This is a genomic window from Nocardiopsis sp. NPDC058789 (assembly GCF_042745575.1).
Lineage (GTDB): Bacteria > Actinomycetota > Actinomycetes > Streptosporangiales > Streptosporangiaceae > Nocardiopsis > Nocardiopsis eucommiae.
Map to the genome: position 1 here is coordinate 1 of NZ_JBHYOW010000001.1, position 25409 is coordinate 25409.

Here is a 25409-nt window from a genome sequence, read left to right on the forward strand (position 1 = left end):
GGGGGGGCCTTGGGTCCCCTGGCTATCAGCGCCAACACCCCCCCCCCCCGGGCCCCCCACCCCGCGGAGCAGTGGGGGCCCGGGACCGGGGGGGGGGGCCCCCCCGCCCCCCCCCCGCCGACGCGTCGGCCCGCTCACGCGCCGCGTACTCCGCCGACCCTCTTCCGGAACACCCCTTCAGCCCGTGGGCGCGGTGTCCGGGTCCGTGATGCCGAGCCGTCGTGCCAGTTCCCGGGCGCCGACACCGTACGTCTCCCGGATCCGTACGCCCTGCGCACCGACCTCGAAGACGCCGTGGTCCGTGTAGACGCGACTGACACAGCCGACCCCGGTGAGCGGATACGTGCAGAGCGGTACGAGTTTCGGCTGGTCGGAGCGGGTGAACAGGGGCATCATCACGTGGACCTCCTTGGCTCCGATGGCGAGGTCCATGGCACCGCCGACAGCGGGAACCGCGTCGGGTGCGCCCGTGTGCCAGTTGGCGAGGTCGCCCTGGAACCCCACCTGGTAGGCGCCGAGAACACAGACGTCCAGGTGTCCGCCGCGCATCATGGCGAAGGAGTCGGCCTGGTGGAAGTACGCCGCTCCCGGCAACTCGGTCACCGGGACCTTGCCCGCGTTGGTCAGGTCGGGGTCCACGGCGTCGCCCTCGGCCCTCGGCCCCATGTTGAGCATGCCGTTCTCGGTGTGGAGCACCACCCCGGAGCTGGCCGACAGGTGGTCGGCGATCCTGGTGGGCTGCCCGATCCCGAGGTTGACGAAGGCTCCGGACGGGATGTCGGCGGCGATGACGGCGGCCAGCTCGTCCATCGACAGGGGGTGGTCGGCCCTCATCGGCGCTCCGGCGGACGGATCGTTCGCGTGGGTCATCGGGCCCCCTGGACGGTGTGGCGACGGGTCTGCACCTGGACGATCCGGTCGACGTAGATGGACGGGGTGACCACGGCTTCGGGGTCGAGTTCCCCCGGCTCCACGATCTGGTCGACCTGGACGACGGTCGTCGCCGCCGCCGTGGCCATGACCGGGCCGAAGTTGCGTGCGGTCCTGCGATAGGTGAGGTTGCCCAGCGTGTCCGCCCGGTACGCGCCGATCAGGGCGTAGTCACCCCTGATCGGGTACTCCAACAGGTACCTGCGACCGTCGATCTCACGTTCCTCCCTGCCCTCGGCCAGAGGCGTACCGATCGCCGTCGGGCAGTAGAAGGCGCCAATGCCCGCCCCGGCCGCGCGCATCCGCTCGGCGAGGTTGCCCTGCGGCACGAGCTCGAGTTCGATCTCACCCGACCGGTAGAGGCGGTCGAAGACCCAGGAGTCGGCCTGCCGGGGGAAGGAACAGACGACCTTGCGCACCCGTCCGGCCGCGAGCAGCGCGGCGAGCCCGACCTCGCCGTTGCCGGCGTTGTTGGACACGATCGTGAGGTCCTTGGCTCCCTGGCGGATGAGCGCCTCGATCAGGTCGAACGGCATGCCCGCCAGTCCGAAGCCGCCGACGAGGACGGTGGCCCCGTCCTCGACCCCGGCCACGGCTGCGTCGGCGCTCTCCACGACCTCCGCGCGGCTCATCGGAGCCGCCCCGTGTCGTCGGTGTTCTCCAGCACGACGGCCAGCCCCTGGCCGACCCCGACGCACAGCGCGGCGACGCCGTAGCGCCGTCCCGACTCGCGCAGCACCTTGGCCAGGGTGGCGAGGAGTCGACCACCGGAAGCGCCCAGCGGATGTCCGATCGCGATGGCCCCGCCCTTCTGGTTGACGATGGCGGGATCGATCCCCCAGGCGTCGACACAGGCGAGCGCCTGCACGGCGAAGGCCTCGTTGAGCTCGACCGCGCCCACCTGCTCCCAGCCGATCCCGGCGCGGGCCAGGGCACGGTTGGCGGCCTCGACCGGCGCGAACCCGAAGGACCGCGGATCCAGCGCCGTCACGCCCCGCCCGGCGACGCGGGCGATCGGGGCGGCCCCGATCGTGTCGGCGGCCCCCTCACTGCCCAGGAGCACCGCGGAGGCACCGTCGTTGAGGGGGCTGGCGTTCCCCGCCGTGATCGTGCCGCCCCGCTCGGGTGAACGGAACACGGTCCTGAGTGTGGCCAGCACGTCCGGTGTGGACGCGGCTCGGATGCCTTCGTCGCGCACCAGGTCGGTCTCCGCCACCGGTGTCACCAGGTCGTCGTAGAAGCCCGACTCCCAGGCCTGGTGGGCGAGTTCGTGGGAGCGGGCGGCGAACCGGTCCTGCCGCTCCCGGGAGATCCCGAAGCGTTCCCGGAGCAGTTCGTTGGCCTCACCGAGCCCCACCGTCCACTCCTCCGGCATGCGCGGGTTGACCAGACGCCAACCGAGCGTGGTCGACACGGCGGTGAGGTCCCCGACCGGGAACGGCCCCGTCGGCTTGGGCAGCACCCACGGCGCCCGCGTCATCGACTCCACACCACCGGTCAGCACGATCTCGGCGTCGCCGGACTCGATCGTCCGGCTGGCCGCCATCGCGGAGTCGAGGCCGGACCCGCAGAGGCGGTTGACCGTGGTGCCCGGGACGCTGACGGGCAGTCCGGCGAGCAGCGCCGCCATACGGCCGACGTTGCGGTTCTCCTCCCCGGCCCCGTTGGCGTTGCCCCACACCACGTCGTCGATCGCGGCCGGATCGAGTTCGGGCACCGTGGCGAGTGTGGAGGTGATCGCGGCCGCGGCCAGGTCGTCGGGGCGGACCCCGGCCAGCGCGCCGTTGAAGCGACCGAACGGCGTCCGGGTCGCGGCGTACAGGAATGCGCTCATGGCACCGACGCTAGGCCCTGAGCGCGATATCCTGAAGTACTCATATCCCAGGCTATTGATATGGACCAGATATGGATCTGCGGCATCTCAGGTACTTCGTCGCGGTGGCGGAGGAACTCCACTTCGGTCGGGCCGCCGAGCGGCTGCACATGGCCCAGCCGCCGCTCTCCCAGCAGATCCGCCAGCTGGAGGCGGAACTCGGTGTCGAGCTGCTGCACCGTACGACGCGTCGCGTCGCGCTCACCGAGGCCGGCCGGGTGTACCTGGACCTGGCACGCGGGATCCTCGCGGACGTCGACCGGGCCGCCCACCAAGCCCGTCTCGTCTCCTCCGGCGCCGTGGGCCACCTCTCCCTCGGATGCGTGGGATCAGCGACGTACAGCCTGCTGCCGAACCTCAGCCGTCGGCTCTCGGTCGAGCTCCCGGGGGTCGACTTCTCCTTCCGGGGTGACATGCTGGGCCCCGACCAGGTCGAGGCGCTGCGCGGCGGCACGATCGACGTCGCGTTGTTGCGCCCCCCGGTGGCCGACCGCTCCATCATCGTGCACACGCTGCGCCGGGACCGGCTGCTCGTCGCCCTGCCGGTGCACCACCGCCTGGCCGGGCGCGGACGGCTGCGTGCCGAGGACCTCGCGGGAGAGGATCTGATCGTGCACTCCGCGGACCGCCGGTCGGTGATGTACGACATCGTCCTGGGCCTGCTGCGCGACGTGGGCGTCGAGCCACGCGTTCGCCACGAGGTCGGGGAGACCTCGACCCTGGTCACTCTGGTGGCCGGGGGGCTGGGTGTGGCGGTCGTGCCCGAACCCGTCACGGCGCTGGAACTCCGGGGCGTCGCCTACCGGCCGCTCACCGGGGCCGACGCGCACGTGGAACTCGCCGTCGCGCACCGCGCCGACCGTTCCGAGCCCCACCTGGCACGTACCGTGGAGATCATCCGGGCGACGGTCCCAGGGATCACGGACCACACCCCCCGGCGGGACACCGCCCACGAGGACGAGGAGGGTCACGGGCGTTCCGGTGCGTGAGCCATGCGGGACCTCGCGGCGCCGAGGGGAGGTCGTCGGGACGACCGACGGCCGATGCCCCGGCGCCCCGGGATCGAGGCGTTCCTGGTCAGGACCACCCCCGGCGGGGATCGTCGGATCCCCTGGCTCCACGGGGTTCTCGGAGCCCGGATCCCCGGGGCCGGACGCCGCCAGCGGTTCTTCGCGGTCCCCCCGAGCACGGTACGATGTGGTCGCCATGTGAACAACTGGAACACATCACGTCAGGGGCTCCGGAGTGGACATCCAAGCAGTAGACCGGGTGGGAATGATCCTCGCACTGTTCGGTCCGCATCGTGAATCAGTGACGTCGACCGAAGCCGCCGACCTCATCGGACTCAACCGCACGACGACCTACCGTTACCTGACCTCCCTGGTCAACGCCAACGTGCTCGCCCTCCGCGACGACCGCACCTATGTTCCGGGACCGGCACTCGTGCAGCTCGGCGCCTTCGCCCTCGGCCGACGCGACATCCTGCGCCTCGCCGTGGACCCGATGCAGACCCTGGCCCGCGACACCGAGATCACGGCGGTCCTGTCCCTCTGGGGTTCCTCGTCACCGGTCGTGGCGCACGTCGAGGAACCTCCGCGCCGCGAGATCGTCGTCTCCGTGCGGGTGGGCATGCAGCTGTCGACCGCCGCCGCGCAGACCGGCATCTTCCACACCTTCATGGCCGACGCCCCGAGCGTGGTGCGCGCCTCGCGACAGCTCCCGGACGGGGAGCGTGAACGGATCGGGCGCCTGGTGCGCGAGACGTCCGAGCGCGGGTACGCCGCCCAGGTCAGCACGCGGGGCATCGCCGTGCTCGCCACTCCCGTGTGGGACGAGCACGGCCTCGCGGCGTCACTCGCGCTCCTGAGCACCCGCGACGTGCTCGACGTCCACGCCGAGAGCGTCGAACTCGCGGCACTCCGGAGTGCCGCGACCACGATCTCCCGGTCGCTCGGCGCGGACGACTGAGCCCCTCAGACCTGCTCCGTCAACGGTCCCCCCTGCCCCGGGCCCCCGACGGCGCGTCACCGAGCCGTTCGACGTTCCCGAGCCGTCCGTAGGTCGGACCAGCCAGGCGTGACGCCGGATCGATCATCGCGGTGTCGATCTTGAGGCCGTCCAGCGCCGACGAGAGCACGTGGAACCGCACGACCTCCCCGACCGTGAACTGCGCACCGGCCCGGCCGAACTCCACCACGCGCGCGAGCCGGCACTCCAGACTCACCCGGGCGGTGGCCAGCCGGGGCACGCTCACCACGTCGCTCGGCTCGGTCGCGAGACCGAGGAGCTCGGCCTCGTCGACACCGGGGGGATGGACCTCCCCCGACTCGTGGACCTCCCTCCAGTGCTCCCATCCGGGGATGTTGACGACGTACTCCCCCCGTTCCGCGATGTTGCGGGCCGTGTCCTTGAACCCGCCCCCGCGCCGCCCGATGTTGATCCCGACCATGGGCGGATCGTTGGACACCATCGTGAAGGCGCTGAACGGGGCCAGGTTCGCCGCACCGTCACGGCCCACGGACGTCACCCACGCGATGGGCCGGGGAACGACACAGCCCGTGAGCAGCCGGTAGTTCTCCTGGGCGGTCAACCCCGAGGGGTCGATCACGGTCGTGTCGTCAGGCATGGTCGGCGGCTTCCTGTCGGACGGCGGCCCGGTCGAAGTCGTTGATGTCCTGGATCAACGAGTCGTCGTACAGGTCGGCGGGGTCCACCGGTTCGGTGAGCTCGCCCGCGTCGAGCAGGAAGTCCACGTTGGCCTGGAGCGCCTCCTGGTCGATCACGCCGTACGGGTCGTCCTCGGCGCCGAGGTTGGCCAGTCGCGCCTCCAGGACGGAGACCGACGAGGACAGGGCGACGTCGTCGTCCAGGCCCGAGGGGCGCGCCTCGGGGTGGGCGTCGAAGAGCAGTTGGACGGCGGCCTCGGGGTTCGCCTCGCTGAAAACGACGCCCTTGGCGATCGCGCGGCCGAGCTTGACGTACAGCTCCCGGTCCTCCTCCAGGTCACCCGTCCGGGCCGCGAGTCCACCGCTCGTGAGCATGTCGGTCCCCGGGACCTCGATCTCGCGCAGCTCGATCCCCTGGTTCTCCAGCACCTGGAACGACGTGTCCAGCAGGGCGAGCGCGTCGACCTGGCCGTTCTCCACGGCGGTGGCCTGCTGGCCACCCGTCCCGATCGCGACGAACGTCACCGAGTCCTCCGGTACACCCGCCTCCCGCAGACCGACCTGGGCCTGCGTGACCGAGGCGCTCGCGAGACTGATCGCGCCGACGGTCTTGCCCTCCAGGTCCTCGATCGACGTGATGTCGCTGTCGGCCGGGACTCTCAGGCCGTAGATGTTGTCCTTGTAGTAGGACATGAAGTAGGTCAGGTCGAGGTTCTTGCCGGGCTCACGGCCCAGGATCACCGGTTCGGGGCTGACGGCCCCGGTCGCCACCTGGCCGGTCGCGATCTGCTGGACCTGGGTCGTCGCGGAGTCGGCCAGGATGATCTCGACGTCCAGGCCCTCGTCCTCGAAGTAGCCCATCTCCTGGGACACCGCGATCGAGGCGATCCCCGCGTTCCAGGTCGGGGTCGCGAGCGTCATGGAGACCTGCTGGTCGCCACCGTCGCCGCCCGACCCGCCACAGGCCGCGAGCAGGGAGGTGAACATCAGTACGGCGCCGCCTTGCAGCACCTTGCGGGACACGCGTGTCATGGTCATGAGTCGTCCTTCGAGGGAGTCAGTTTCCAACGGAGCGGGCACGGTTCTCCTCGGACCAGAAGGCGAGTCGCCGCCCGCCGAGGACGACCGCGTAGTGCAGTACGAGACCGATGGTCGAGAGCACGACCAGGGCCGCGAACATGGTGGCCACGTCCAGCGAGGTGTTGCTGGCGATGATCAGGTAGCCGAGTCCGGCCTGTGAGCCGACGAACTCGGCGACGATGGCACCGATGACCGAGAGCACGACCGCCACGTCCAGTCCGGCGATGATGCTGGGGACGGCCGTCGGCAGGCGCAGCCGTGTGAGGACCTGCAGACGCGTCGCTCCGAAGGAACGCATCATGTTCACCTGGTCGCTGCTGGTGGAGTTGAAGCCGAGCGTGGCGTTGACGAGGATCGGGAAGAACGCGATCAGCGCCGTCGTGAGGATCTTCGACTCCATTCCGAAGCCGAACCAGACGAGGAACAGCGGCGCGAGGGCCACCTTCGGCACGGTCTGGAGCACCACGACGATCGGCAGGACGATCTTCTCGGCCAGGCGCGAGGAGCTCACCCACACCGCGACGAGCAGTCCGGAGACGACGGCGATGGCGAAGCCGTAGAGGATCTCCTGCAACGTGACCCAGGTGTGGCGCAGGAACGGCCCGTCGGTGAAGCCCTCGACGAGCGCCTCCACGATCCGGGTGGGCGCGGGGAAGAGGATCACCGAGATGTCGAAGGTGCGGACCACCACCTCCCACACGGTCAGCAGGATGAGCACCGTGGCGCTCGACAGCAACCAGCCAGGAAGGTCGGAGAGCCTGCGACGCGTCTCGGTGTCCCCCGCCTCGCGGCGCACTGTCAGGGTCTGCCCTGTCGAGGAGGAGTCTGGTGCGGTCATGGGGTGGTCACCACTTCGGCTGTGTCAAGGACGGTTCTGATACGGCGCGTGTAGTCACCGAACGCGGCGGTGCTCACGACGTCGAGGGTGCGCGGGCGCGGCAGGTCGATGTCGATGACCGCGCCGACGCGACCGGGGCGCGGCGTCATCACGACGACGCGGTCGGAGAGGAGGACCGCCTCGGAGATGCTGTGGGTGATGAAGACGACCGTCTTGCGGTCCCGTTCCCAGATCTCCAGCAGGTCCATCGTCAGCTGGTCGCGGGTCATCGCGTCCAGTGCGCCGAACGGTTCGTCCATCAGCAGGATCCGAGGGTCGTGCAGGAGGGCCCGAGCGATCCCGACACGCTGTTGCATCCCGCCGGACAGCTGGTAGGGGTGGCTGGTGGCGAAGTCCGACAGCCCGAGCATCTCCAGGAGCTCGTGCGCCCGGCCTTCGTCGCGCCTGCGCTGGGAGCGCCCCTGGAGGGTCGAGGGCACGAGCACGTTGTCCAGGACGGTGTGCCAGGGAAGCAGGAGCGGCTGCTGGAACACCATCCCGGTCATCGCCGACTCGTCACGCGCCTCTGCCCGGTAGCTGATACTGCCCTCGGTCAGCGGCTCCAGTCCCATGATGAGTTTGAGCAGGGTGCTCTTGCCGCATCCGCTCGGTCCGACGATGGAGACGAACTCCCCGTCGGCGATGTCGAGGTGGAAGTCCTCGACCGCGACCGTTCCACCGCGATAGTGCTTGCTGACGTGGACGAAGTTCATGACTGGCTCACCCATGGAGCGACGCCTTTCCCGTGTGGTCCTCGGTTGCCCGCATGCGCCTGACGGCGTTCACGGCGGCTTCCGCGAGCAGTGTCGTGTCGGCGGCGCCGACGAAGAAGTCCAACCCCAGTTCGCGGGCGCGTGCGGCGCCGCCCGGTCCTCCCGCCGCCCCCGCGGCGATCCCGTGCCTGTGAGCCGCGGTGACCACGGTGCGATCGGCGTCTCCGACGGCACGTCCGGCGTCGAGCCCGAGGTCGGCGGCGCCGAGAAGGAGCCCGGTGATCCCGTCGACCGCGGCGATGTCCTCAACGTGCTCCAGCGCGGAGAGCGACTCGATCTGCGCGATGACCTCGACCGGCCGGGACAGGTAGTCGGCTCGTGGCCCCTGCCCCCACGCCCCGGCTCGCGACGTCGCACCGGAGCCGCGCCGTCCCTCGGGAGCGAACCGCGTCGCGGACACGATCTCGGCGGCGGCCTCGGGACCGTCGACGTGGGGAACGACGATCCCGTCGGCGCCGGCGTCGAGCACCCGTTGGACGAAGGACGGCCCCTGGTCGGGAACCCGCACGAGCGCGCGCATCCCGTGCGCCTGGCCGACGGCGATGTGCCGGGCGATCGCCGACAGGTCCAGCATCGTGTGTTCGGCGTCGACGACGATCACCTCGACACCGGCGCGGGCGAGGATGGCCGTGGACTCCCAGGAGTCGAGCTTGACCCAGGCGGCCCACTGTGGGCCCTGGGACCCGTTCCCACTGCTCATCGGTCCGTCTCCGGCCACGGGTAGTCGTCGGCGTTGAGGACCCAGCCCGGACGGCGCGAGAAGTCCTCGCGCGGCCCGGCGAAGATGTCGACCATGCGGTTCTCGCCGGATCCGACGGCCTCGCTGGTGTGCACCAGCGGCGGCGGGATGATGGTGAGCGACGGCCCGCCGATCTCACGGTGATGGTCGGGGCGCCACGCGGTGCGGTCGTTTCCCCACGCACGCCGGATGTGGTGGACGTACTCACCGGCGTCGACGAAGCTCAACTGCTCGAAGTCGTCGTGGGTGTGGGGCGAGAGGGTGCGCGGGTCCCGGGGTCCGACGCGTGGGTACAGCAGGTTCACCATCGCGTGACGGCCACGGAGGATGCGCCCCAGGCGTCCCTCCTGCGGGGCGATGTCCTCGATGGCGTCGTAGACGCGGATCTCGGCGTCGCCCGAGGGCGCGGGCCAGGGATCGGCGGGAACGCTGAGTCCGAGGCCGTCGGCGTAGGCCTCGCCGTTGAGCGCCTGGTCCAGCAGGTCCGACGCGGCCACCGTGTGCAGCCGCAGCAGCCGCAGCGCCCCCTCGACCTCGTACCGCCAGGGGCCCGGCTGGACCGTGACGACGCTCGTGGGTTCGACGCCGACCGTCTCCCCGTCGGTGCGCACCACGAGGCGGCCTCGGGAGGGCAGGACCACCAGCATCGTCTCGTCGGCGTCCTGGCGATCGACGGTGTCCCCGTCGGCGTGTTCGGCGTAGACGACGGCCGCGTTGGCGGCTCGTACCGTCCACAGACGCCCGCCCCGTCCCGTGGTCACGGTGGGTGCGAGTTCACTGAAGTCGAAGTACTGCGGGTCGTGCGCGGCGTCGGCGTCGGGCCCGCTCGAGGCGGACAGTTGGCTGCGCGGGTCACTCGCGAGGTAGGCCATCCGTCAGCCCCTCTCGACCGGAGCGGGACGTTCGTCTTCCAGACCGAGCAGGAAGGCGGCGTTGTGCGAGGTGACCTGGCGAAGCTCCTCGACGGTCAGGCCTCGTTCGAGCAGGGCCGCACCGACGCGCATGAAGGCGTCGACGGGCATGGGGCGCCCTCGCTGTCCGAGGTCCGAGGAGAGGACCGTGTGGTCGGGGCCGATGGCCCGGATCCACTCGACCAGCAGCCCCGGGTCCCACTTGCGGAAGCCCTGGGGGTCGTACATGCCGACCTCGTGCTCGATGTAGCCGCCCAGCTCCGCCAGCTGGCGGCAGCGCTCGACGTCGGCGTCGACGATGAAGTTCGGGTGGCTGAGGATCATGCGGCGCACGCCGCGCTCAGTGGCGGCGGCGAAGAGCTGGGCCGACTGGGCCGGTTCCAGATGGCCCGCCGAGAGGAGCACGTCCGCCTCCGCCACCAGGTCGATGACCTCGTGGGCCGCGTCGAGGAGACGGCCCTCGGCGTCGACCACGTCGACGACCCGGTTGGGGATGTCGTAGTCGGACTCGGGGAAGCCGTGGTGCTCGTTCTCGCAGTGGCAGCGGCTGGAGAAGGTCGGGAACCAGACCGCGCGGCCGCCCATCTGGAGCGACATCGCGACCGCGTACGGGTTCAGTCCGCCCACCTGGGCGTTGAGGGCGATCCCGCCGAAGATCGGCGTCGCGACGCCGTCCAGTTCGCGGTGCATCGCGAGCAGGTCCATGACGGTGTTGTGGTGGTGCGACTTCACCAGGATTCCCCGCATGTTCAGGCGCTCTCCGTCGCGGGCCGCCTCCACGTGGTCGAACTCCCGTGAGAAGGGGTTCGGGCCCGAGTGGCAATGCAGATCGACGGCTCCGTCGAGTGCCTCCGCGAGGGGCGGGAGGGACGTGAGAGTCATAGAGCACACCTCTGAGATCAGGGTCACATGTTCGTATTGAATCATCTATGTTCATATTGCGACTGTCAAGTGTGGGTGTGCGTTCGCCCCGGGACGGTCCCCACAAGGCGCTTCGTTGCGGGGATCGAACACGTTCCCGCAGCGTGTGGCCACTGTCGCGCCCCGACGACAGCTCGTGCGGGGGTGCCGACACCGCGTGACCGCACTCCCCCGCCGCCACCGCGCGGAGGGACGTTCGTACGGGTTGCGCCCGCCCGCGCGAGCCTTGAGGCCTCGGTGCGTCCGGCGCTCTCCCCCACCCGTGTGGCCCCGGCGTACGGACCGAGAGGCGACCGCACCGACACGCGTCGCCGCGAACTCCGGACGTCCACCTCGCCCGCCCGAGGTCTCCGTGCGTCCCCGCTCTCCCCACGAGTGGCCCGGGTGTACGCGCCGAGGAGCGATCACACCGCCACGCGTCGCCGCGACCGCCGAATCACCTCGGCACGGCTGAGGCACGGGTACGGGGCTCGCGTCGCCCCCAGGGTTTGGCCAGCGAAGGGCGGTGCGGTCAAGGGGCGCGGGGTCGAAGACACGGGGGACGAACCCCCGTCCGGCTGGGGCGGTTGCCCACCGCCGGGGGCGGCGTCCACCCGTCCCGACCCACGGGAAGGGCCCGTTCCGGAGAGAACCGGAACGGGCCCGTCGAGTGTTCGGTCACCGCCGGGCGGGCTCACCCGCCGGGCGTTCGGATCCACGGAGGACGTGCGCGCGTGAGGACGCCACGGCCGTCCGTGCCTGGTGGGAAGCGGTCGTCCTCAGGCGGGCTGCCCGACGACCGCCCGGCGGTAGCGGTCCACCACCGCGCGGGCGATGGCCGGCGCTGGGCACAGGGGGTCCGCCACCGCGTCGGCGCCCGCGTGCGCCAGCCGGTCGTGGAACAGGCCCGGGGCCAGCAGCCAGCTGGCCACAGCCACCCGGCGGTGCCCCCGCTCGCGCAGCTGGGCGACGCGTTCGGTGACGGTGGGTCCGCCGGTGGCGATGAAGGCGACCTCCACCCGGGTCCCCAGGCGCCGGGAGAGGTCGGCGGCGGCCCGCCGGAGTTCGGCTCCGGCACCGGGGTCGGAGGTCCCGACGCAGGCCAGGACCACGGCGTCGCCGGTCCGGTACCCGGCGTCGTCCAGGCGACGCACGGCGGTGTCCAGGAGCGCCGGATGGCCGCCCAGCGCGGGGGTGACGACGGCGTCGGCGCGACCGGCCCGGGCCAGCTGGTGCGGGATGTCGGTGCGCACGTGATAGCCGGAAGCGAGGAAGGCGGGCACGACCACCAGCGGGCCCGGTGTGCGGGCCGCGACCTGGCCGACAGTGGGTGTGCGCACGTCGGCGAAGGCCAGTCGGGCGGGCTGGCGGACCAGTTCGGCCACGTCCAGGGCCAGGGACCGGGCGACGGCGGTTCCGTGCGGGTCGCGGGTGCCGTGGACGGCCAGGATCAGGTTGCCGGTGTTCATCGCGTGGCGGGCGTACCCGCTCCGTCCTTCCTGGTGCCGGGGTCAGGAGGTGCAGTCGGGGGTGTCCAGGGCCAGCCGGTAGCCGCGCTTGACCACGGTCTGGATGATCCGGGGGTCGCCCAGGGCGGTGCGCAGCCGGGCCACGGCCGACTCCACCGCGTGGGAGTCGGCGTCCTCACCCAGGCAGGTGAGCAGGTGGGAACGGTCCAGGACCCGGCCGGGCTGGTGGGCCAGCGCCCGCAACAGCCGCATCAGGGTGGGCGAGAGCGTGTGGACGACGCCGTCGACCAGGACGGCGTGGCCGCGCGGGCGCAGGCGGTGTCCGGCCACGTCCAGCGCGGGGAACCGGGCGGGCAGCTCCTCCGCGAGCCTGCGGACCTGGGAGCCGATCCGGGCCCGGTCCGGCCAGACGGTGGGGATGTCGTGGGCCATGAGGGGACGCGCGGTGACCGGACCCACGCACATGGCCAGGACGTCGCCGCTCAGCGCGCGGACGAGCCGGGCCTGCTGACCGGTGGTGTGGGCGCGGGCCAACAGCCCTGCTGCGGCGGGCGCGCTGGTGAAGGTCACCGCGTCCACTCCCCCGCCGGTGACCGCCTCGATGAGCCGGTCCAGGGCGGCGGTGTCCTCGGGCGGGGTCCAGCGGTAGACGGGTACCTCGACCACCTCGGCTCCGGCCAGGCGAAGCGCGGCGGTGAAGTCCGGCAGGGGCTCGCCGTGCAGCTGGACGGCCACGCGCAGGCCCCGGACGCCCTGTTCGAGCAGGTGGTCCAGGACCTCGGCGGAGGACTCCGAGGGCGGTGACCACTCCTCGGTGAGCCCGGCCGCCCGGATCGCTCCACGGGCCTTGGGACCGCGTGCCAGCAGCCGGGAGGCGCGCATACCGTCCAGGAGCCCCTCGGCGGTTCCCCATGTCTCGCACGCCTCGACCCAGCCACGGAACCCGATACCGGTGGTGGCCACGACGACGTCGGCGGGGCGGCGCGCGAGCTCGTCGGAGACCGACGCCAGGCGCTGGTCGTCGCTGAGCGGCACGATGCGCAGGGCGGGCGCGGCCACGACCCGGGCCCCCTTGCGGCGCAGCAGGGCGCTCATCTCCTCGGCGCGGCGGGCGGCGGTCACCGCCACGGTGAACCCCGCCAGCGGCGCTGCGGCGGCGGGTTCGTTCCCCGGAGACGGGGCGCCAGTGGCGGGTTCGTTGCCCGGAGGAGTGGTGGCGGGGGCGGTGCTCACGGTGTTCCCCCCTCGGTGGCGATCTGCACCGTGCCACCCCTCTGGCGCACGGACCAGGTGGTCAGTCGAGTGTCGCCGTCGAGGCCGGTTCCGGTGCGCAGGGAGTAGACCTCCTTGAGCATGGGCGAGGTGATGGTGGGTTCTCCGCCCCGGTCACCGACGATGCCCCGGGAGATGACGGCGGCGCCGGTGCGGGGGTCGATGTTGTCCACCGCGTACAGGTGGTGGTCGCGGGTGCGGAACAGGGCGACCTGTCCGCCGTCGGGGAGCAGCACGGCCACACCGTCCTCGACGCGCAGAGTGTGTGCGGGGCAGACGTCGGTCCAGGTGATGGCGGGTGCCTGCGTGGTGACGGTCATCGGGTGGCCTCCTGCGGTCGTCGGGCGGGCATGCCCAGGTTCACGGACGCGGTGTCGGGCACCCGCTGGTCGCGGGCGGTGGTGAAGCTGATCGTGGGGTCGGGCGTGTGGGGGGCGTTGGCGAAGGACACGAACCGGGAGAGCTTCTCCGGGTCCGCCAGGACCGCGGCCCACTCGTCGGTGTAGGAGGCCACGTGCCGGTCCATGGCCTCCTCCAGTTCGGCGGCGACGCCCAGGGAGTCGTGGACGACGACGTCGCGCAGGTGGTCCAGGCCGCCTTCGAGGGACTCGATCCACGGCGCCGTGCGCTGGAGCCGGTCGGCGGTGCGCACATAGAACATCAGGAACCGGTCGATGTAGCGGATGAGGGTGGGCTCGTCCAGGTCACCGGCCAGGAGTTCGGCGTGGCGGGGTGTGAACCCGCCGTTGCCGCCCACGTACAGGTTCCAGCCCTGGTCGGTGGCGATCACCCCGAAGTCCTTGCCCCGGGCCTCGGCGCACTCCCGGGCGCATCCGGAGACGGCGGACTTGAGCTTGTGGGGTGACCGTAGGCCCCGGTAGCGCTCCTCCAGGCGGATGGCCAGACCCACCGCGTCCTGGACCCCGTAGCGGCACCACGTGGTGCCCACGCACGACTTGACCGTGCGCAGGGCCTTGCCGTAGGCGTGTCCGGACTCGAAGCCCGCCTCCACCAGGCGCGCCCAGATGGCGGGCAGCTGTTCCAGCCGGGCGCCGAACAGGTCGATCCGCTGGCCCCCGGTGATCTTGGTGTAGAGGTCGAAGTCGCGTGCCACCTCGCCGATGACGATCAGTTTGGCGGGGGTGATCTCCCCGCCGGGGACGCGCGGCACGACCGAGTAGGTGCCGTTGCGCTGGATGTTGGCCAGGTAGCGGTCGTTGGTGTCCTGGAGGGTGGCCTGCTCGCCCTCCAGGATGTGGCCGTTGCCGAGTGAGGCCAGGATCGACGCGACGGCGGGTTTGCAGACGTCGCAGCCGTGTCCGGTGCCGTGGGCGGCGATCAGCGCGGAGAAGGTGGAGGTGCCGGTGGCCCGGACGATCTCGACGAGTTCGGCGCGCGACTGGGTGAAGTGCTCGCACAGAGCTCTGGACTGCTCGATTCCGGACTGGGCGAGGATCCGCTTCAGCATGGGTACGCACGAGCCGCAGCTGGTGCCCGCCCTGGTGCAGGCCTTCAGCGCGGGGACGTCGTGGTTGCCAGCGTCGACGGCCCGGGTGAGGTCGCCCTTGGTGACGGCGTTGCACGAGCAGATCTGCGCGTCGTCGGGCAGTGCCTCGGCGCCCAGCCCCGCGGCGCCCTCCGGGGTGATCAGGGCGAGCGGGTCACCGGGCAGCGGGGATCCGACCAGGGGGCGCAGGGTGGCGTAGGCCGAGGCGTCACCGACCAGGGCACCGCCGAGCAGGGTGGTGGCGTCGTCGGAGACCACGAGCTTGGCGTAGCGGCCGCCCGCGGCGTCGTTGACCACGACGTCCAGGGCTCCGGGTGTGCGACCGTGCGCGTCACCGAAGCTGGCGACGTCGACCCCGAGGAGTTTGAGCTTCGTGGAGGTGTCGGCGCCGGTGAAGGTGGCCGCGCCGCCCAGGAGACGGTCCGCGACGACCTCGGCCATGGCGTTGCCGGGAGCGATGAGGCCGTAGACGGTGCCGTCGTGGTGTGCGGCCTCACCGACGGCGTGGACGCGGGGGTCGCTGGTGGTGCAGGTGTCGTCGATGACGATGCCGCCGCGTTCGGCCACGCGGAGTCCGGCGGCGCGGGCGAGGTCGTCCCGGGGGCGGATGCCCACGGAGAACACGACGAGGTCGGCGTCCAGGTGGGCGCCCCCGTCCAGGGTCAGGCGCGCCGCGCGCCCCTGGGGCGAGGGTTCGACGCCCGTCGAGGCGACGCCGGTGTGCACGTGTACGCCCAGGTCGGCCACCAGTGTGCGCAGCAGGGACGCGGCGCCCTGGTCGAGTTGGGCGGGCATCAGGTGGGGGGCGAGTTCGACCACGTGGGCCTCCAGCCCCAGCAGGCGCAGGGCGTTGGCGGCCTCCAGCCCCAGCAGGCCGCCGCCGACGACCACTCCGGTGCGGGCGCCACGGGCGGAGGCCGTGATGGCCTCCAGGTCCTCGATGGTCCGGTAGACGTGGCAGCCCGGGAGGTCGTGTCCGGGGATGGGCGGCACGAAGGGGGTGGAGCCGGTGGCCAGGACCAGGCGGTCGTAGGGCAGTTCACGGCCGCTGGCGGTGGTCACCGTGCGGCGGACGCGGTCGACGGCGGTGGCGCGTTCGCTGACGTGCACGTCGACGGCGGGGCCGGAGAGGTCGCCCAGGGAAAGGTCCTGGGCGCTGGCTCCGTCGAAGTAGGAGGACAGGGCGACCCGGTCGTAGGCGGTGCGGGGCTCCTCGCCCACGACGGTGACGTGCCAGCGCCGGTCGGTGTCGCGGTCCCGGAGTGCCTCGACCAGGCGGTGGCCGACCATGCCGTTGCCGATGACGACGAGCTCTTCCATGGTGTGCTCGGCTCCTCGTGTAGCGGGTGCGGACTGCGTCCAGGCAACCTCGCGGGTGTTTCCCTCGGGTCAGACGACCGTGTCGCGGTTGTTTCGTTGTGCTGCCACCGCAGGTGGGGGCGGGGTGATGCGCGGACCGGGGTGGAGCGGCCGACCGACGGGCCCGGTCACCCCACCGGGGCGGGCCGCATCCCCGACAGCAGGGCCCCCACGTCGCGTACGCACCCGCCGCAGCCGGTGGTGGCGCGGGTGCGTTCGGCGACGGCCTCGCGGGTGCGGGCCCCGTCCAGCCACGCCTTCTCGATGTCGGCGCGGCTGACCGCGTTGCAGCGGCACACCGGTGCCTCCGCCGCCCCCTGGGCCTCGGGGACGGTGGTGGGCGGCCCCTGGAGGAGGGCGAGGCGGTCGGAGGGCACCGGGGCGCCGGTGTCGTAGAGCTGGGACAGGGTGGCGGCGGCCTCGGGGAAGCCCAGCAGCACGGCGCCCACCACCCGTTCCCGGCGTACCGCGAGCTTGGCGTAACGGCCGCCGTGGCGGTCGCTGATGGTCAGGGTCTCCAGTCCCGGGGCGTCGTCGTCCTCGTGGACCCGCCCGAACGCGGTCAGTTCGATGCCCTCGGCCTTGAGCCGGGTCAGCGGTCGGGCTCCGGTGTAGGAGGCGTGCGGCGCGGAACCGGTCAGGCGCCGGGCCAGCACGGCGGCCTGTTCCCAGCCCGGCTGGACGAGTCCGGCACCGCCGCCGGGGTGCTGGGCGCAGTCACCGACGGCGTGCACCCGGGGGTCGGAGGTGGCCAGGCCGTCGTCCACGACCACCCCGTGGTCGACCACGATCCCGGCCCGGGCGGCCAGTTCGGTGTTGGCGCGTACCCCGGCCGCGACCACCAGGGCGTCGCCGGGCAGGACGGTGCCGTCGTCCACTTCCAGACCGGTACCGGGGATCCAGCGGGCGGCCGAGCGGCGCGCGTGCACCGCCACGCCCACCGCGGCGTAGCTGTCGGCCAGGACCCGCGCGGCGCCCTGGTCGATCTGACGGCACATGATCCAGGGCGCGGACTCCACGACGGACACCCGTGCCCCACGGCCCACCAGGCCGCGTGCGGCCTCCAGGCCCAGGACGCCTCCGCCCAGGACCACCACGGGGGCGCCGGGCCGGGTCTGGGAGAGGAGGTGCTGGCAGTCCTCCAGGTCGCGCAGGGTGTGCACCCCCTCCCCCGGTCCTCCGTCCGGGGCGCGCACTCCGGGAACCGGCGGGAGCGCGGCGCGCGCTCCGGTGGCCAGGACGAGTTCGTCGTAGGTGAGGTGCGTTCCGTCGTCCAGGGAGAGGACCCGCCGCCGGGCGTCCAGGGCGGTGGCGGCCACACCGGTGCGCACGGTGATCCCCGCTCCTCCGGGGGCCGGTAGCCGGATCTGGTCGGGGCCGTAGTCCCCGGCGAGCACGCCCGAGAGGAGAACGCGGTTGTAGGCGGGGTGCCGTTCGGCGCCGACCACGCTCACGCGCACGCGGTCCCCCGCCGGGTCCAGCCGGGCCGTCTCCTCCGCGAATCGGGCGCCGACCATACCGTTCCCGACGACCACGATCCGGCGCGGGGACGTTCTCTGCGCGGTGTTCAACTGGTGCCTCCTGGCATGGGTGCGCTGGCCGGGCCCCGGGTTCCTCGACCCCGGCCGGGCGGATCGGGTTCCAGGCGTACGGCGCTGACCTTGAACTCGGGCATGCGGCTGACGGGGTCCAGTGCCGGGTGGGTCAGGTTGTTGGCGGACTGCTCACCGGCGAAGTGGAAGGGCAGGAACACCGTGTCCAGACGGGCGGTGGGCTCCAGGCGCACCCGGGCGCGGGTGTGGCCACGGCGGGAGGTGACGCGGGCCCAGTCCCCTGCGGCGAGTCCGGAGCGCGCGGCCGTGGCGGGGTGCACCTCCACGTACGCCTCGGGTTCGGCGCCCTCCAGCTCGGCCACGCGGCGGGTCTGGGCTCCGGACTGGTAGTGGCCCATCAGTCTGCCGGTGGTGGCCACCAGGGGGTACTCGGTGTCAGTGGTCTCGGCGGGGGCGCGGTGGGAGACCGGGACGAGGCGGGCGCGACCGTCGGGGTGGGCGAAGGTGTCCAGGAACAGGCGGGGCGTGGACCCGGTGGGGGTCCGGACCGGCCAGTACAGCGCCTGGCCGTCGGCCAGGCGCCGGGGGGTGACGCCGGAGTAGTCGGCCGGGCCTCCGGCGGAGGCGCGGCCGAGTTCGGCCAGGACGGCGTCGGGATCCGTCGGGAACCGCTCGGCGGGTTGCCCCAGCCGCACGGCCAGGGCGGAGAGGACCTCCAGGTCGGTCCGCACCCCCTCCGGCGGGGCGGTCGCCCTTGCCCGGCGGAGGACGCGGCCCTCCAGGTTGGTCATGGTGCCGCCCTCCTCGGCCCACTGGGCCACGGGCAGCACCACGTCGGCCGTGGCGGCGGTCTCCGAAAGCACGAAGTCGGCCGCCACCAGCAGGTCCAGGGAGTCCAGGCGGTCGCGGACCCGTGCGGTGTGGGGGGCCGACACCAGGGGGTTGGAGCCGAACAGCAGGAGGGCGCGCGGCCCGTCGGGGGTGCCCAGGGCGTCGAGGAGTTCGAAGGCCGAGCGGCCCGGACCGGGCAGGGCGGCAGGGTCCACCCCCCACACCCGGGCCACGTGTTCACGTGCGTCCGGATCGTCGATACGGCGGTACCCGGGCAGCTGGTCGGCCTTCTGGCCGTGCTCGCGTCCGCCCTGGCCGTTGCCCTGACCGGTGATGCACCCGTAGCCCGAACCGTGGCGGCCGGGCAGCCCCAGGGCCAGGGCCAGGTTGATCCAGGCCGACACCGTGTCGGTGCCCTTGGAGTGCTGTTCGGTGCCGCGCCCGGTGAGGACGTAGGCGGAGCGGTTCCCGGCGGCCCGGCCCAGCAGGTCGGCGGCGGCGCGGATGCTCGCGGCGGGTACGCCGGTGACCCGTTCGGTGCGTTCGGGCCACCAGGCGGCGGCGTGCTCCCAGGCGGCGTCGAACCCGGTGGTGCGTGCGGCGACGAACGGTTCGTCGCACCAGCCCCGCACGCGTGCCGCGTGCAGCAGCCCCAGGGCCAGGGCGAGGTCGGTGCCGGGCCGGGGAGCCAGGTGGAGGCCGCCCCGGTCGAGGGCGACACGTGCGGTGGCCGACCGGCGCGGGTCGATGACGATGAGGGTGGGCGCGGAGAGGTGCCCCATCATCGGCGGCATGGTCTCGGCGGGGTTGGCCCCGGCGAGTAGGACCACCTCCGCCTCGGCCACGTCGGTCAGGGGGAAGGGCATGCCCCGGTCCAGGCCGAAGGCGCGCGTGCCCGCGGCAGCGGCCGAGGACATACAGAAGCGGCCGTTGTAGTCGATCTGGGAGCTGGCCAGGGCCAGGCGGGCGAACTTGCCCAGGGCGTAGGACTTCTCGTTGGTCAGGCCGCCACCGCCGAAGACCGCGACGGCGTCGGGGCCGGACTCGGCGCGCAGGGACGCCAGGCGTTCCGCGACGTGGTCCAGGGCGGTGTCCCAGTCCGTCTCGACCAGCTCGCCGCCGCGCCTCTCGCGCAGCAGGGGGCGGGTGAGGCGGTCGGGCACGGTGAGGAGCTCGGCGGAGGTCCAGCCCTTGCGGCACAGGCCGCCCCGGTTGGTGGGGAAGGGGGCCGGACGGGCGGCCAGGCGCCCGTCCGGTCCGGATTCCAGGCTCATGGCGCACTGGAGCGCGCAGTAGGGACAGTGGGTCGTGGTCATCGGGCCGTCACCGGGAGGGGCTCGTCGGCGGAGGCGGAACGCGCGGGGCGACGCAGGTACACCGCCCAGGTGACCCCGGCGCAGAGCAGGTAGAACGCGCCGAAGGCGACGAAGGCGGGAGCGGTGGAACCGGTCGCGGCGAACGACTCGCGGAAGCCGACGTTGATGCCCACGCCGCCCAGCGCGCCGACCGCGCCGATCAGGCCGAGCATGGAGGAGGCCACGCGCTTGGTGCGTGCCAGGGCCTGTTCTCGGGGTTCTCCGGCGGCGATGGCGTCCTCCGCCCGGGCCGCGTAGATGGAGGGGATCATCTTGTACGTGGAGCCGTTGCCCAGGCCGGTGAGGACGAACATCACCGCGAACGCGCCGATGAACAGGCCCAGCTGGCTGGCCTGGACGGCCAGGACGAGCACGGCGGAGCAGACGGCCATGGCGGTGAAGACCCACAGGGTGACGCGGGCCCCGCCCAGGGAGTCGGCCAGCCTGCCGCCGACGGGCCGGATGAGCGAGCCGAGGACCGGACCCAGGACGGCGATCCCCGCGGCCTGCACGGGCTCCAGTCCGAACTGGGCCTGGAGCAGCAGGCCGAAGGCGAACCCGGTACCGATGAAGGAGCCGAAGGTGCCCACGTACAGCAGCGACATGATCCAGAAGTGGCGGTCGCGGGTGGCCGACAGCTGCGCGGCCGCGTCGGCGCGCACGTGGACGAGGTTGTTCATGGACCGGTACGCCCACCAGGCCGACAGCAGGATCAGCGGCGCGTAGAAGAGCGGGACCAGGTAGCCGGAGGAGGTGGTGAACAGGGCGATGACGGCCAGTCCGACCAGCTGGACGGTGGCGACGCCGATGTTGCCGCCGCCCGCGTTCAGGCCCAGTGCCCACCCCTTCTCCCGTTCGGGGAAGTAGGAGTTGATGTTGGCCATGGAGGAGGAGAAGTTGCCGCCGCCCACACCCGCGGTGGCGGCCAGGACCAGCAGCAGCCAGAAGGGGGTGTCGGGGTCGCGGACCAGGAAGAAGGCGGCCACGGTCGGGACGATGAGCGCCAGGGTGGCGACGACGGTCCAGTTGCGTCCGCCGAAGATCGGCACGGCCAGGGTGTAGGGCACGCGCAGGACGGCGCCGACCAGGGTCACCACCGACAACAGCAGGAACTTCTGCTCGGGGGTGGTGGAGAAGCCGTGCTCGGGCGTCATGAACAGCACGAGCACCGACCAGATGCTCCACACCGAGAAGCCGATGTGCTCGGAGGCGATGGAGGCCCACAGGTTGCGGCGGGCCACCCGGCGCCCCCCGTCGTTCCAGAACGCCTCGTCCTCCGGGTCCCAGCGGGAGATCCAGCTCCTGCCTGTGCGCGGCGCGCGTTGGCCTGTTCCGGTCACGGCTGGTGCCTTCCTGATTGACGGGGTCGACGGAACCGAAGGTAGGAAGGCCGCGTTGCCGGGAGGTGTCCGACGGTGACACACGGGGGAACAGTCGGCTCACTCGGAGGGCGCGGCCGTGGTGAGAACATCCGTCGACGCTGGTGGAAGGTAGTGGCCCGGCTACGCGTCGACAAGGGGGATCCGCTGTTTGTGGGAGGAATCACCCTCCGCCCGCGTCGGGCCGCCCCCACGGCCGCGACGGTTCGACCTCCGGTGCCCCGGGTAGCCCCTCCCAGGCCACCCCCCAACACGGAGAGAGTCAGCACCATGCCCCCCTGTGAACGGCGCTCGCGGGCGCCCCTCGCCGCGAGCGGCACCGCGCTCGTCCTGTCCCTCACCGCCTGTACCGGCGCCTCCACCGTCGACGACGGTGTGGAGGGAGCCTCCGCCGCCGGGTCCGGGTCCCTGTCGGCCGGCTACGTCGGCAGCATCGACCAGCTCGGCCTGCCCATCGCCGCCGAGACCGGCACGTTCGAGGACCACGGCCTCGACGTGACCCTGGCCGCCCCGTTCCCCACGGGCGTCGACGCGATCAACGCGCTGGAGGCGGGCGACGTCGACGTCATCCAGGTCGGCGTCCCGGGCCTCGCCGCGCTCGACAGCGGCGTGGACCTCGTCATCGTCGGTCACTACAGCGGGTCGGCGGCCCAGCGCAACGTCGACGACACCATGTCCCTCGTCGCCGTCGAGGACGCGGACATCGACCCCGAGGACCTGACCACTCTGGAGGGGAGGACGATCGCCACCAGCCTCGGCACGATCAACCACCTCTACCTGCTCGCCCTGCTGGAGGAGGAGGGTGTCGATCCCGAGGACGTCGACCTCGTCAACACCGCGCCACCGGACATGCCCGTGGCCCTGGAGACCGGCGGCGCCGACGCGGCCGTCGCCTGGGACCCGTGGCCCCTCACCGTCACCGACCAGGTCGAGAGCGCGTGGGAGGTGGTCCGCGGCGGCGGCTACCTCCCCTACGTCGGCTACGTCATGACCACGCCGGAGTACCTGGCGGGGAACGGGGAGACGGTTCGGGCGTTCCTGACCGCCGCGCCGAGTCCGACCAGTGGATCCGGCACCACCCGGAGGACGCGGCCGACTCCGCCACACGCTGGTTGACCGGCACCGATCCCGACATCGCCCGGGCCGCCATGGAGCACAACCTCGCCCAGCTGGACGGCCGCTTCTCCGCCTGCAACTACCTGGCGCTGGACACCGTCTCCCGGCTCCTGTCGGAGCAGGGTGTCACCGGGGCCGACATCGACGTCGACTCGGTGGTGGACCCTTCGTTCGTCCTCGCGGTCCAGGAGGACCACCCCGAGCTGTTCGACGACCTGCCCGAGGTCCCCGACTCGGCCCGGATCACGCCCGACCACACCTTCGACCGCGCGGCCGACGAGGAGGCCTGCGCGGTGTGAGGCCGGGGGCGGGACACCCGGGGCGGCGCCCTCGGGTGGCCCGCCGGGAAGACGGCGACGCGCCGCCGGGGGATCCCCCGGCGGCGCGTCGCCCGCGTGCGTACCTCTCGGCGTCAGTCCACGCCCGCCGCCTCCAGGGTCCGGCGGTCGGGCGCCTTGGTGAGCAGGCTCGCGACCACGAGGGCCAGGACGGCGGCGGGCAGCGCGACGATCACACCGTTGAAGCCGCCCGGGGCTCCGGCGATCTCCCAACCGATGGTGACGCCGGTACCCGTGATCAGGGCGGCCACGGCGCCCGCCGTGGTGGCGCGCTTCCAGAACAGGACCGCCAGCACGGCGGGGGTGATCGCCGCGCCGTAGATCGTGTACGAGTACATCTGGAGGTCGAGGACGGTCGGGAAGTACAGGCCCAGGGCGACCGCGACCAGGGCGATGGCGACGACGGACAGGCGCTGCACGACCAGGGTGCCCCGTTCGCCCACCTTGCCCCCGCTGAACCTGGCGAACAGGTCGAAGGCGATGTTGGAGGCGCCGGAGAGCATGAACGACGAACCCGTGGTGACGACGAACGCGACGGCACCGGCCAGCAGCAGCCCGCCGATGAGCGTGGGCAGGTGGCCGTCGGTGGCCAGGCGCAGGACCGACTCGTCGCCGTTGATCCCGGGCATGAGCACGGCCGCGGAGGTGGCCAGCATGATGACGGGGACGAACACGAAGAAGCTCGCGATGAGCATGCCCAGCGTGGAGTTGCGCGCGGCGCGCTCGTCCTTGGCCGCGGCCAGCCGCTGGTAGAGGTTCTGGTCGGCCAGCAGGAGCAGGAAGAGCGGGAGGAAGTAGCCGAGCAGCTGGAGCGGGCTGAGGCCGCCGCTGGGGGTGCGGGCCGCCTCGGGCAGCCCCTCCCAGTAGACCGGAAGGCCGCCGACCGCGACCAGGATCAGCGGTACCGCCACGATCAGCGCGCCGAAGACGAGGATGGCCGAGACGAAGTCGGTGTAGGCGACGGAGAACAGACCGCCGGTGACGGTCAGGATCGTCACGACGGCGGCGACGATCAGCGCGCCCTGGGTCGTGGTGAGCGGTGTGATCAGGGAGAGGACGTAGCCGCCGCCGACGAACTGCGAGGCGACCAGACCGACGTAGGCGATGGTGGTGACCACCGCCGCCACGGTGCGCACTCCGCTGCCGAAGCGGGCCTCGAGCAGTTCGGGCACGGTGTGCCGGGCCGCCCTGCGGATGCGGCGCGCGGCGAACAGCAGCACCAGGATGCCCAGCGGCGTTCCGGCGAAGAAGATCATTCCGGCCATGGGGCCGTAGTTGTAGGCGAAGTTCGCGCCACCGATGATCGTGCCCGAGCCGACCCAGGTCACGATGAGCGTCGCGATCATGACGGGTGTGGACAGGCTCCGCCCGGCGAAGAGGAAGTCCTCACCGGTGCGGACCTTGGAGGAGCGGGAGTAGTACAGGCCGATCCCGACCATCACCAGCAGATAGGTGGTGATGAGGACCAGGTGGGTCGTTTGCATGAGCTGCCTCAGGAGGGGACACGATGGGGTGAACGGCGGGTGAAGCCCGATGTAACCAGCAACGATGTCCCGAATGCAATGCTTGTTGCACGTGGTGTGACCCAGATCACCTAGAAGAGGTCGGCTCGCCGCCAGAACTCCTCGGCCCGCCTGACCGACTCCAGCGCCGCGTCACCCCCGATCCTGGCCAGTTCCGCCAGCACCGCGTGCACGACCGTCATCGCCGCCGTCAGGGACGGGAACATGCCCACCCCCTCACTGGGCACGGCCACGACGTGGTCGGCGAGCACCCCCAGGGGCGAGTCCCGCCGGTCGGTGATGAGGGCGATCGCCACCGACTCCTCGGCGGCGATCTCCACCGCGCGGCGCAGCCCGACCGGGAGCATCCACAGGTCACAGACCACGAGCAGGTCGCCCTCTCCCATCCGGGCCAGGGCGTTGACCAGCGCGGTCCCCCCGGAGTCGTGGAGGCGCACCTCGTAGCCCATGATCCCGGCGGCGTGGGAGAGCTGCACACCCGGGGCCGCGAAGGTGCCCGAGCCCAGGACCAGGGTGTTCCGTGCTCCGTGGATGGCGGCGGCCACGGCCCGCACCCGCTCGGGTTCGAGCGTCCGCTCCAGCAGCCGCAGGTTCTCCCGGTCCGAGCGCACCGCCGCGCGCACCGGGTCGGTGTCGGAGCCCGCGTGCTCGGCCAGCACCTCCCCCGCACTGAGCGAGGCCAGGTACCGCGAACGCAGCTCGACGCGCAGGGCGGGCCACCCGGTGAAGCCGAGCTGCTGGGCCGCGCGGACCACGGTGGCGACGTTGACCTCGGCCCTGGCGGCCACCTCGGCGGCGGTCGCGTAGGAGGCGAACCGGGGTTCGTCCCGCAGGACGTGCAGGACCCTCTCGCTGGCCCTGCCCAGGCGCCCCCGCGCGAGCGTCTCCTCGATCCAGTCCGCCATCGGTCCTCCTCCGTTCGAGCGGTCCGGACCACCCGGGTCGCGCCCATCCAGCG

23 protein-coding genes are annotated in these 25409 nt (G+C 72.2%); 4 read left to right on the plus strand and 19 right to left on the minus strand.

Annotated elements, in window-relative coordinates; all coding sequences use genetic code 11:
* Positions 1 to 177 precede the first annotated feature (177 nt).
* Genes ACFW3L_RS00005 through ACFW3L_RS00015 form a run of 3 tightly spaced genes read right to left on the minus strand, consistent with a single transcriptional unit; the run spans position 178 to position 2764 of the window.
* Positions 178 to 870 (minus strand): CoA-transferase, encoded by a 693-nt coding sequence (locus ACFW3L_RS00005; protein ID WP_378734536.1) that lies wholly within the window; start codon positions 868 to 870, stop codon positions 178 to 180.
* Positions 867 to 1562, minus strand: coding sequence for a 3-oxoacid CoA-transferase subunit A (locus tag ACFW3L_RS00010; protein WP_378734538.1), 696 nt, complete (start codon positions 1560 to 1562; stop codon positions 867 to 869). The genes ACFW3L_RS00005 and ACFW3L_RS00010 overlap by 4 nt, the downstream gene beginning before the upstream one ends.
* Positions 1559 to 2764 carry a thiolase family protein gene (locus tag ACFW3L_RS00015; RefSeq protein ID WP_378734540.1) on the minus strand — a complete coding sequence of 402 codons (1206 nt, stop codon included), beginning with the start codon at positions 2762 to 2764 and terminating at the stop codon, positions 1559 to 1561. Before ACFW3L_RS00015 ends, ACFW3L_RS00010 begins: the two co-directional genes overlap by 4 nt.
* A gap of 71 nt (positions 2765 to 2835) precedes the next feature.
* On the opposite strand from ACFW3L_RS00015, the gene ACFW3L_RS00020 reads away from it, so the two are divergent.
* Positions 2836 to 3792 (plus strand): LysR substrate-binding domain-containing protein, encoded by a 957-nt coding sequence (locus ACFW3L_RS00020; protein ID WP_378734542.1) that lies wholly within the window; start codon positions 2836 to 2838, stop codon positions 3790 to 3792.
* Positions 3793 to 4072: 280 nt separating this feature from the next.
* Entirely contained in the window at positions 4073 to 4771 is a 699-nt protein-coding gene (locus ACFW3L_RS00025) for an IclR family transcriptional regulator (RefSeq protein WP_378734544.1), read from the plus strand.
* Between the two features lie 19 nt (positions 4772 to 4790).
* Here the strand turns inward: ACFW3L_RS00025 and ACFW3L_RS00030 are convergent, their stop codons facing one another.
* The 14 genes from ACFW3L_RS00030 to ACFW3L_RS00095 form a co-directional block, all read right to left on the minus strand.
* Positions 4791 to 5429 carry a flavin reductase family protein gene (locus ACFW3L_RS00030; RefSeq protein ID WP_378734546.1) on the minus strand — a complete coding sequence of 213 codons (639 nt, stop codon included), beginning with the start codon at positions 5427 to 5429 and terminating at the stop codon, positions 4791 to 4793.
* Positions 5422 to 6507 (minus strand): ABC transporter substrate-binding protein, encoded by a 1086-nt coding sequence (locus ACFW3L_RS00035; RefSeq protein WP_378734548.1) that lies wholly within the window; start codon positions 6505 to 6507, stop codon positions 5422 to 5424. Before ACFW3L_RS00035 ends, ACFW3L_RS00030 begins: the two co-directional genes overlap by 8 nt.
* Before the next feature lie 19 nt (positions 6508 to 6526).
* Complete coding sequence (locus ACFW3L_RS00040) at positions 6527 to 7387, minus strand: ABC transporter permease (RefSeq protein ID WP_378734550.1); 861 nt, start codon at positions 7385 to 7387, stop codon at positions 6527 to 6529.
* Positions 7384 to 8154 (minus strand): ABC transporter ATP-binding protein, encoded by a 771-nt coding sequence (locus ACFW3L_RS00045; protein ID WP_378734552.1) that lies wholly within the window; start codon positions 8152 to 8154, stop codon positions 7384 to 7386. Before ACFW3L_RS00045 ends, ACFW3L_RS00040 begins: the two co-directional genes overlap by 4 nt.
* A complete protein-coding gene (locus ACFW3L_RS00050; RefSeq protein WP_378734554.1) occupies positions 8147 to 8899 on the minus strand; it encodes an HpcH/HpaI aldolase/citrate lyase family protein in 753 nt (250 codons plus the stop codon). Before ACFW3L_RS00050 ends, ACFW3L_RS00045 begins: the two co-directional genes overlap by 8 nt.
* Positions 8896 to 9810, minus strand: coding sequence for a hypothetical protein (locus ACFW3L_RS00055; RefSeq protein WP_378734556.1), 915 nt, complete (start codon positions 9808 to 9810; stop codon positions 8896 to 8898). The genes ACFW3L_RS00050 and ACFW3L_RS00055 overlap by 4 nt, the downstream gene beginning before the upstream one ends.
* A gap of 3 nt (positions 9811 to 9813) precedes the next feature.
* The gene (locus ACFW3L_RS00060; RefSeq protein ID WP_378734558.1) at positions 9814 to 10731 is read right to left on the minus strand and encodes a DUF6282 family protein; all 918 of its coding nucleotides are present in this window, start codon (positions 10729 to 10731) and stop codon (positions 9814 to 9816) included.
* A gap of 797 nt (positions 10732 to 11528) precedes the next feature.
* On the minus strand, positions 11529 to 12218 hold the full coding sequence (locus tag ACFW3L_RS00065) for a sirohydrochlorin chelatase (RefSeq protein ID WP_378734560.1): 690 nt from the start codon (positions 12216 to 12218) through the stop codon (positions 11529 to 11531).
* Between the two features lie 42 nt (positions 12219 to 12260).
* Positions 12261 to 13361 (minus strand): uroporphyrinogen-III synthase, encoded by a 1101-nt coding sequence (locus ACFW3L_RS00070; RefSeq protein ID WP_378735346.1) that lies wholly within the window; start codon positions 13359 to 13361, stop codon positions 12261 to 12263.
* Positions 13362 to 13447: 86 nt separating this feature from the next.
* Positions 13448 to 13810, minus strand: a complete 363-nt coding sequence (nirD, locus tag ACFW3L_RS00075; protein ID WP_378734562.1) for a nitrite reductase small subunit NirD — start codon at positions 13808 to 13810, stop codon at positions 13448 to 13450.
* Positions 13807 to 16317, minus strand: coding sequence for a nitrite reductase large subunit NirB (gene nirB, locus ACFW3L_RS00080; RefSeq protein ID WP_378734564.1), 2511 nt, complete (start codon positions 16315 to 16317; stop codon positions 13807 to 13809). Before nirB ends, nirD begins: the two co-directional genes overlap by 4 nt.
* 167 nt (positions 16318 to 16484) lie before the next feature.
* Positions 16485 to 17927 carry an FAD-dependent oxidoreductase gene (locus tag ACFW3L_RS00085; protein WP_378734566.1) on the minus strand — a complete coding sequence of 481 codons (1443 nt, stop codon included), beginning with the start codon at positions 17925 to 17927 and terminating at the stop codon, positions 16485 to 16487.
* Entirely contained in the window at positions 17924 to 20056 is a 2133-nt protein-coding gene (locus tag ACFW3L_RS00090; RefSeq protein ID WP_378734568.1) for a molybdopterin oxidoreductase family protein, read from the minus strand. Before ACFW3L_RS00090 ends, ACFW3L_RS00085 begins: the two co-directional genes overlap by 4 nt.
* Positions 20053 to 21435, minus strand: a complete 1383-nt coding sequence (locus ACFW3L_RS00095) for an MFS transporter (protein WP_378734570.1) — start codon at positions 21433 to 21435, stop codon at positions 20053 to 20055. The genes ACFW3L_RS00090 and ACFW3L_RS00095 overlap by 4 nt, the downstream gene beginning before the upstream one ends.
* A 309-nt stretch (positions 21436 to 21744) precedes the next feature.
* Here ACFW3L_RS00095 and ACFW3L_RS00100 point away from each other — a divergent pair, with 309 nt between their 5' ends.
* Together ACFW3L_RS00100 and ACFW3L_RS00105 are read left to right on the plus strand one after the other, a co-directional pair.
* A complete protein-coding gene (locus ACFW3L_RS00100) occupies positions 21745 to 22590 on the plus strand; it encodes an ABC transporter substrate-binding protein (protein ID WP_378734572.1) in 846 nt (281 codons plus the stop codon).
* Positions 22587 to 22889, plus strand: coding sequence for a hypothetical protein (locus ACFW3L_RS00105; protein WP_378734574.1), 303 nt, complete (start codon positions 22587 to 22589; stop codon positions 22887 to 22889). The genes ACFW3L_RS00100 and ACFW3L_RS00105 overlap by 4 nt, the downstream gene beginning before the upstream one ends.
* Before the next feature lie 113 nt (positions 22890 to 23002).
* Here ACFW3L_RS00105 and ACFW3L_RS00110 read toward each other — a convergent pair whose 3' ends face one another.
* Together ACFW3L_RS00110 and ACFW3L_RS00115 are read right to left on the minus strand one after the other, a co-directional pair.
* Positions 23003 to 24412: a sodium:solute symporter gene (locus ACFW3L_RS00110; protein WP_378734576.1), complete on the minus strand. Its 1410-nt coding sequence runs from the start codon at positions 24410 to 24412 to the stop codon at positions 23003 to 23005.
* A gap of 110 nt (positions 24413 to 24522) precedes the next feature.
* Positions 24523 to 25356: a MurR/RpiR family transcriptional regulator gene (locus tag ACFW3L_RS00115; RefSeq protein ID WP_352388730.1), complete on the minus strand. Its 834-nt coding sequence runs from the start codon at positions 25354 to 25356 to the stop codon at positions 24523 to 24525.
* Between the last annotated feature and the right edge of the window lie 53 nt (positions 25357 to 25409).

Bases quoted from the DNA above. Each gene is read 5' to 3' on its own strand.
- ACFW3L_RS00005 (WP_378734536.1), bottom strand. From the start codon at position 870: ATGACCCACGCGAACGATCCGTCCGCCGGAGCGCCGATGAGGGCCGAC.
- ACFW3L_RS00010 (WP_378734538.1), bottom strand. From the start codon at position 1,562: ATGAGCCGCGCGGAGGTCGTGGAGAGCGCCGACGCAGCCGTGGCCGGG.
- ACFW3L_RS00015 (WP_378734540.1), bottom strand. From the start codon at position 2,764: ATGAGCGCATTCCTGTACGCCGCGACCCGGACGCCGTTCGGTCGCTTC.
- ACFW3L_RS00020 (WP_378734542.1), top strand. From the start codon at position 2,836: ATGGATCTGCGGCATCTCAGGTACTTCGTCGCGGTGGCGGAGGAACTC.
- ACFW3L_RS00030 (WP_378734546.1), bottom strand. From the start codon at position 5,429: ATGCCTGACGACACGACCGTGATCGACCCCTCGGGGTTGACCGCCCAG.
- ACFW3L_RS00035 (WP_378734548.1), bottom strand. From the start codon at position 6,507: ATGACCATGACACGCGTGTCCCGCAAGGTGCTGCAAGGCGGCGCCGTA.
- ACFW3L_RS00040 (WP_378734550.1), bottom strand. From the start codon at position 7,387: ATGACCGCACCAGACTCCTCCTCGACAGGGCAGACCCTGACAGTGCGC.
- ACFW3L_RS00045 (WP_378734552.1), bottom strand. From the start codon at position 8,154: ATGGGTGAGCCAGTCATGAACTTCGTCCACGTCAGCAAGCACTATCGC.
- ACFW3L_RS00050 (WP_378734554.1), bottom strand. From the start codon at position 8,899: ATGAGCAGTGGGAACGGGTCCCAGGGCCCACAGTGGGCCGCCTGGGTC.
- ACFW3L_RS00055 (WP_378734556.1), bottom strand. From the start codon at position 9,810: ATGGCCTACCTCGCGAGTGACCCGCGCAGCCAACTGTCCGCCTCGAGC.
- ACFW3L_RS00060 (WP_378734558.1), bottom strand. From the start codon at position 10,731: ATGACTCTCACGTCCCTCCCGCCCCTCGCGGAGGCACTCGACGGAGCC.
- ACFW3L_RS00065 (WP_378734560.1), bottom strand. From the start codon at position 12,218: ATGAACACCGGCAACCTGATCCTGGCCGTCCACGGCACCCGCGACCCG.
- nirD (WP_378734562.1), bottom strand. From the start codon at position 13,810: ATGACCGTCACCACGCAGGCACCCGCCATCACCTGGACCGACGTCTGC.
- nirB (WP_378734564.1), bottom strand. From the start codon at position 16,317: ATGGAAGAGCTCGTCGTCATCGGCAACGGCATGGTCGGCCACCGCCTG.
- ACFW3L_RS00090 (WP_378734568.1), bottom strand. From the start codon at position 20,056: ATGACCACGACCCACTGTCCCTACTGCGCGCTCCAGTGCGCCATGAGC.
- ACFW3L_RS00100 (WP_378734572.1), top strand. From the start codon at position 21,745: ATGCCCCCCTGTGAACGGCGCTCGCGGGCGCCCCTCGCCGCGAGCGGC.
- ACFW3L_RS00110 (WP_378734576.1), bottom strand. From the start codon at position 24,412: ATGCAAACGACCCACCTGGTCCTCATCACCACCTATCTGCTGGTGATG.
- ACFW3L_RS00115 (WP_352388730.1), bottom strand. From the start codon at position 25,356: ATGGCGGACTGGATCGAGGAGACGCTCGCGCGGGGGCGCCTGGGCAGG.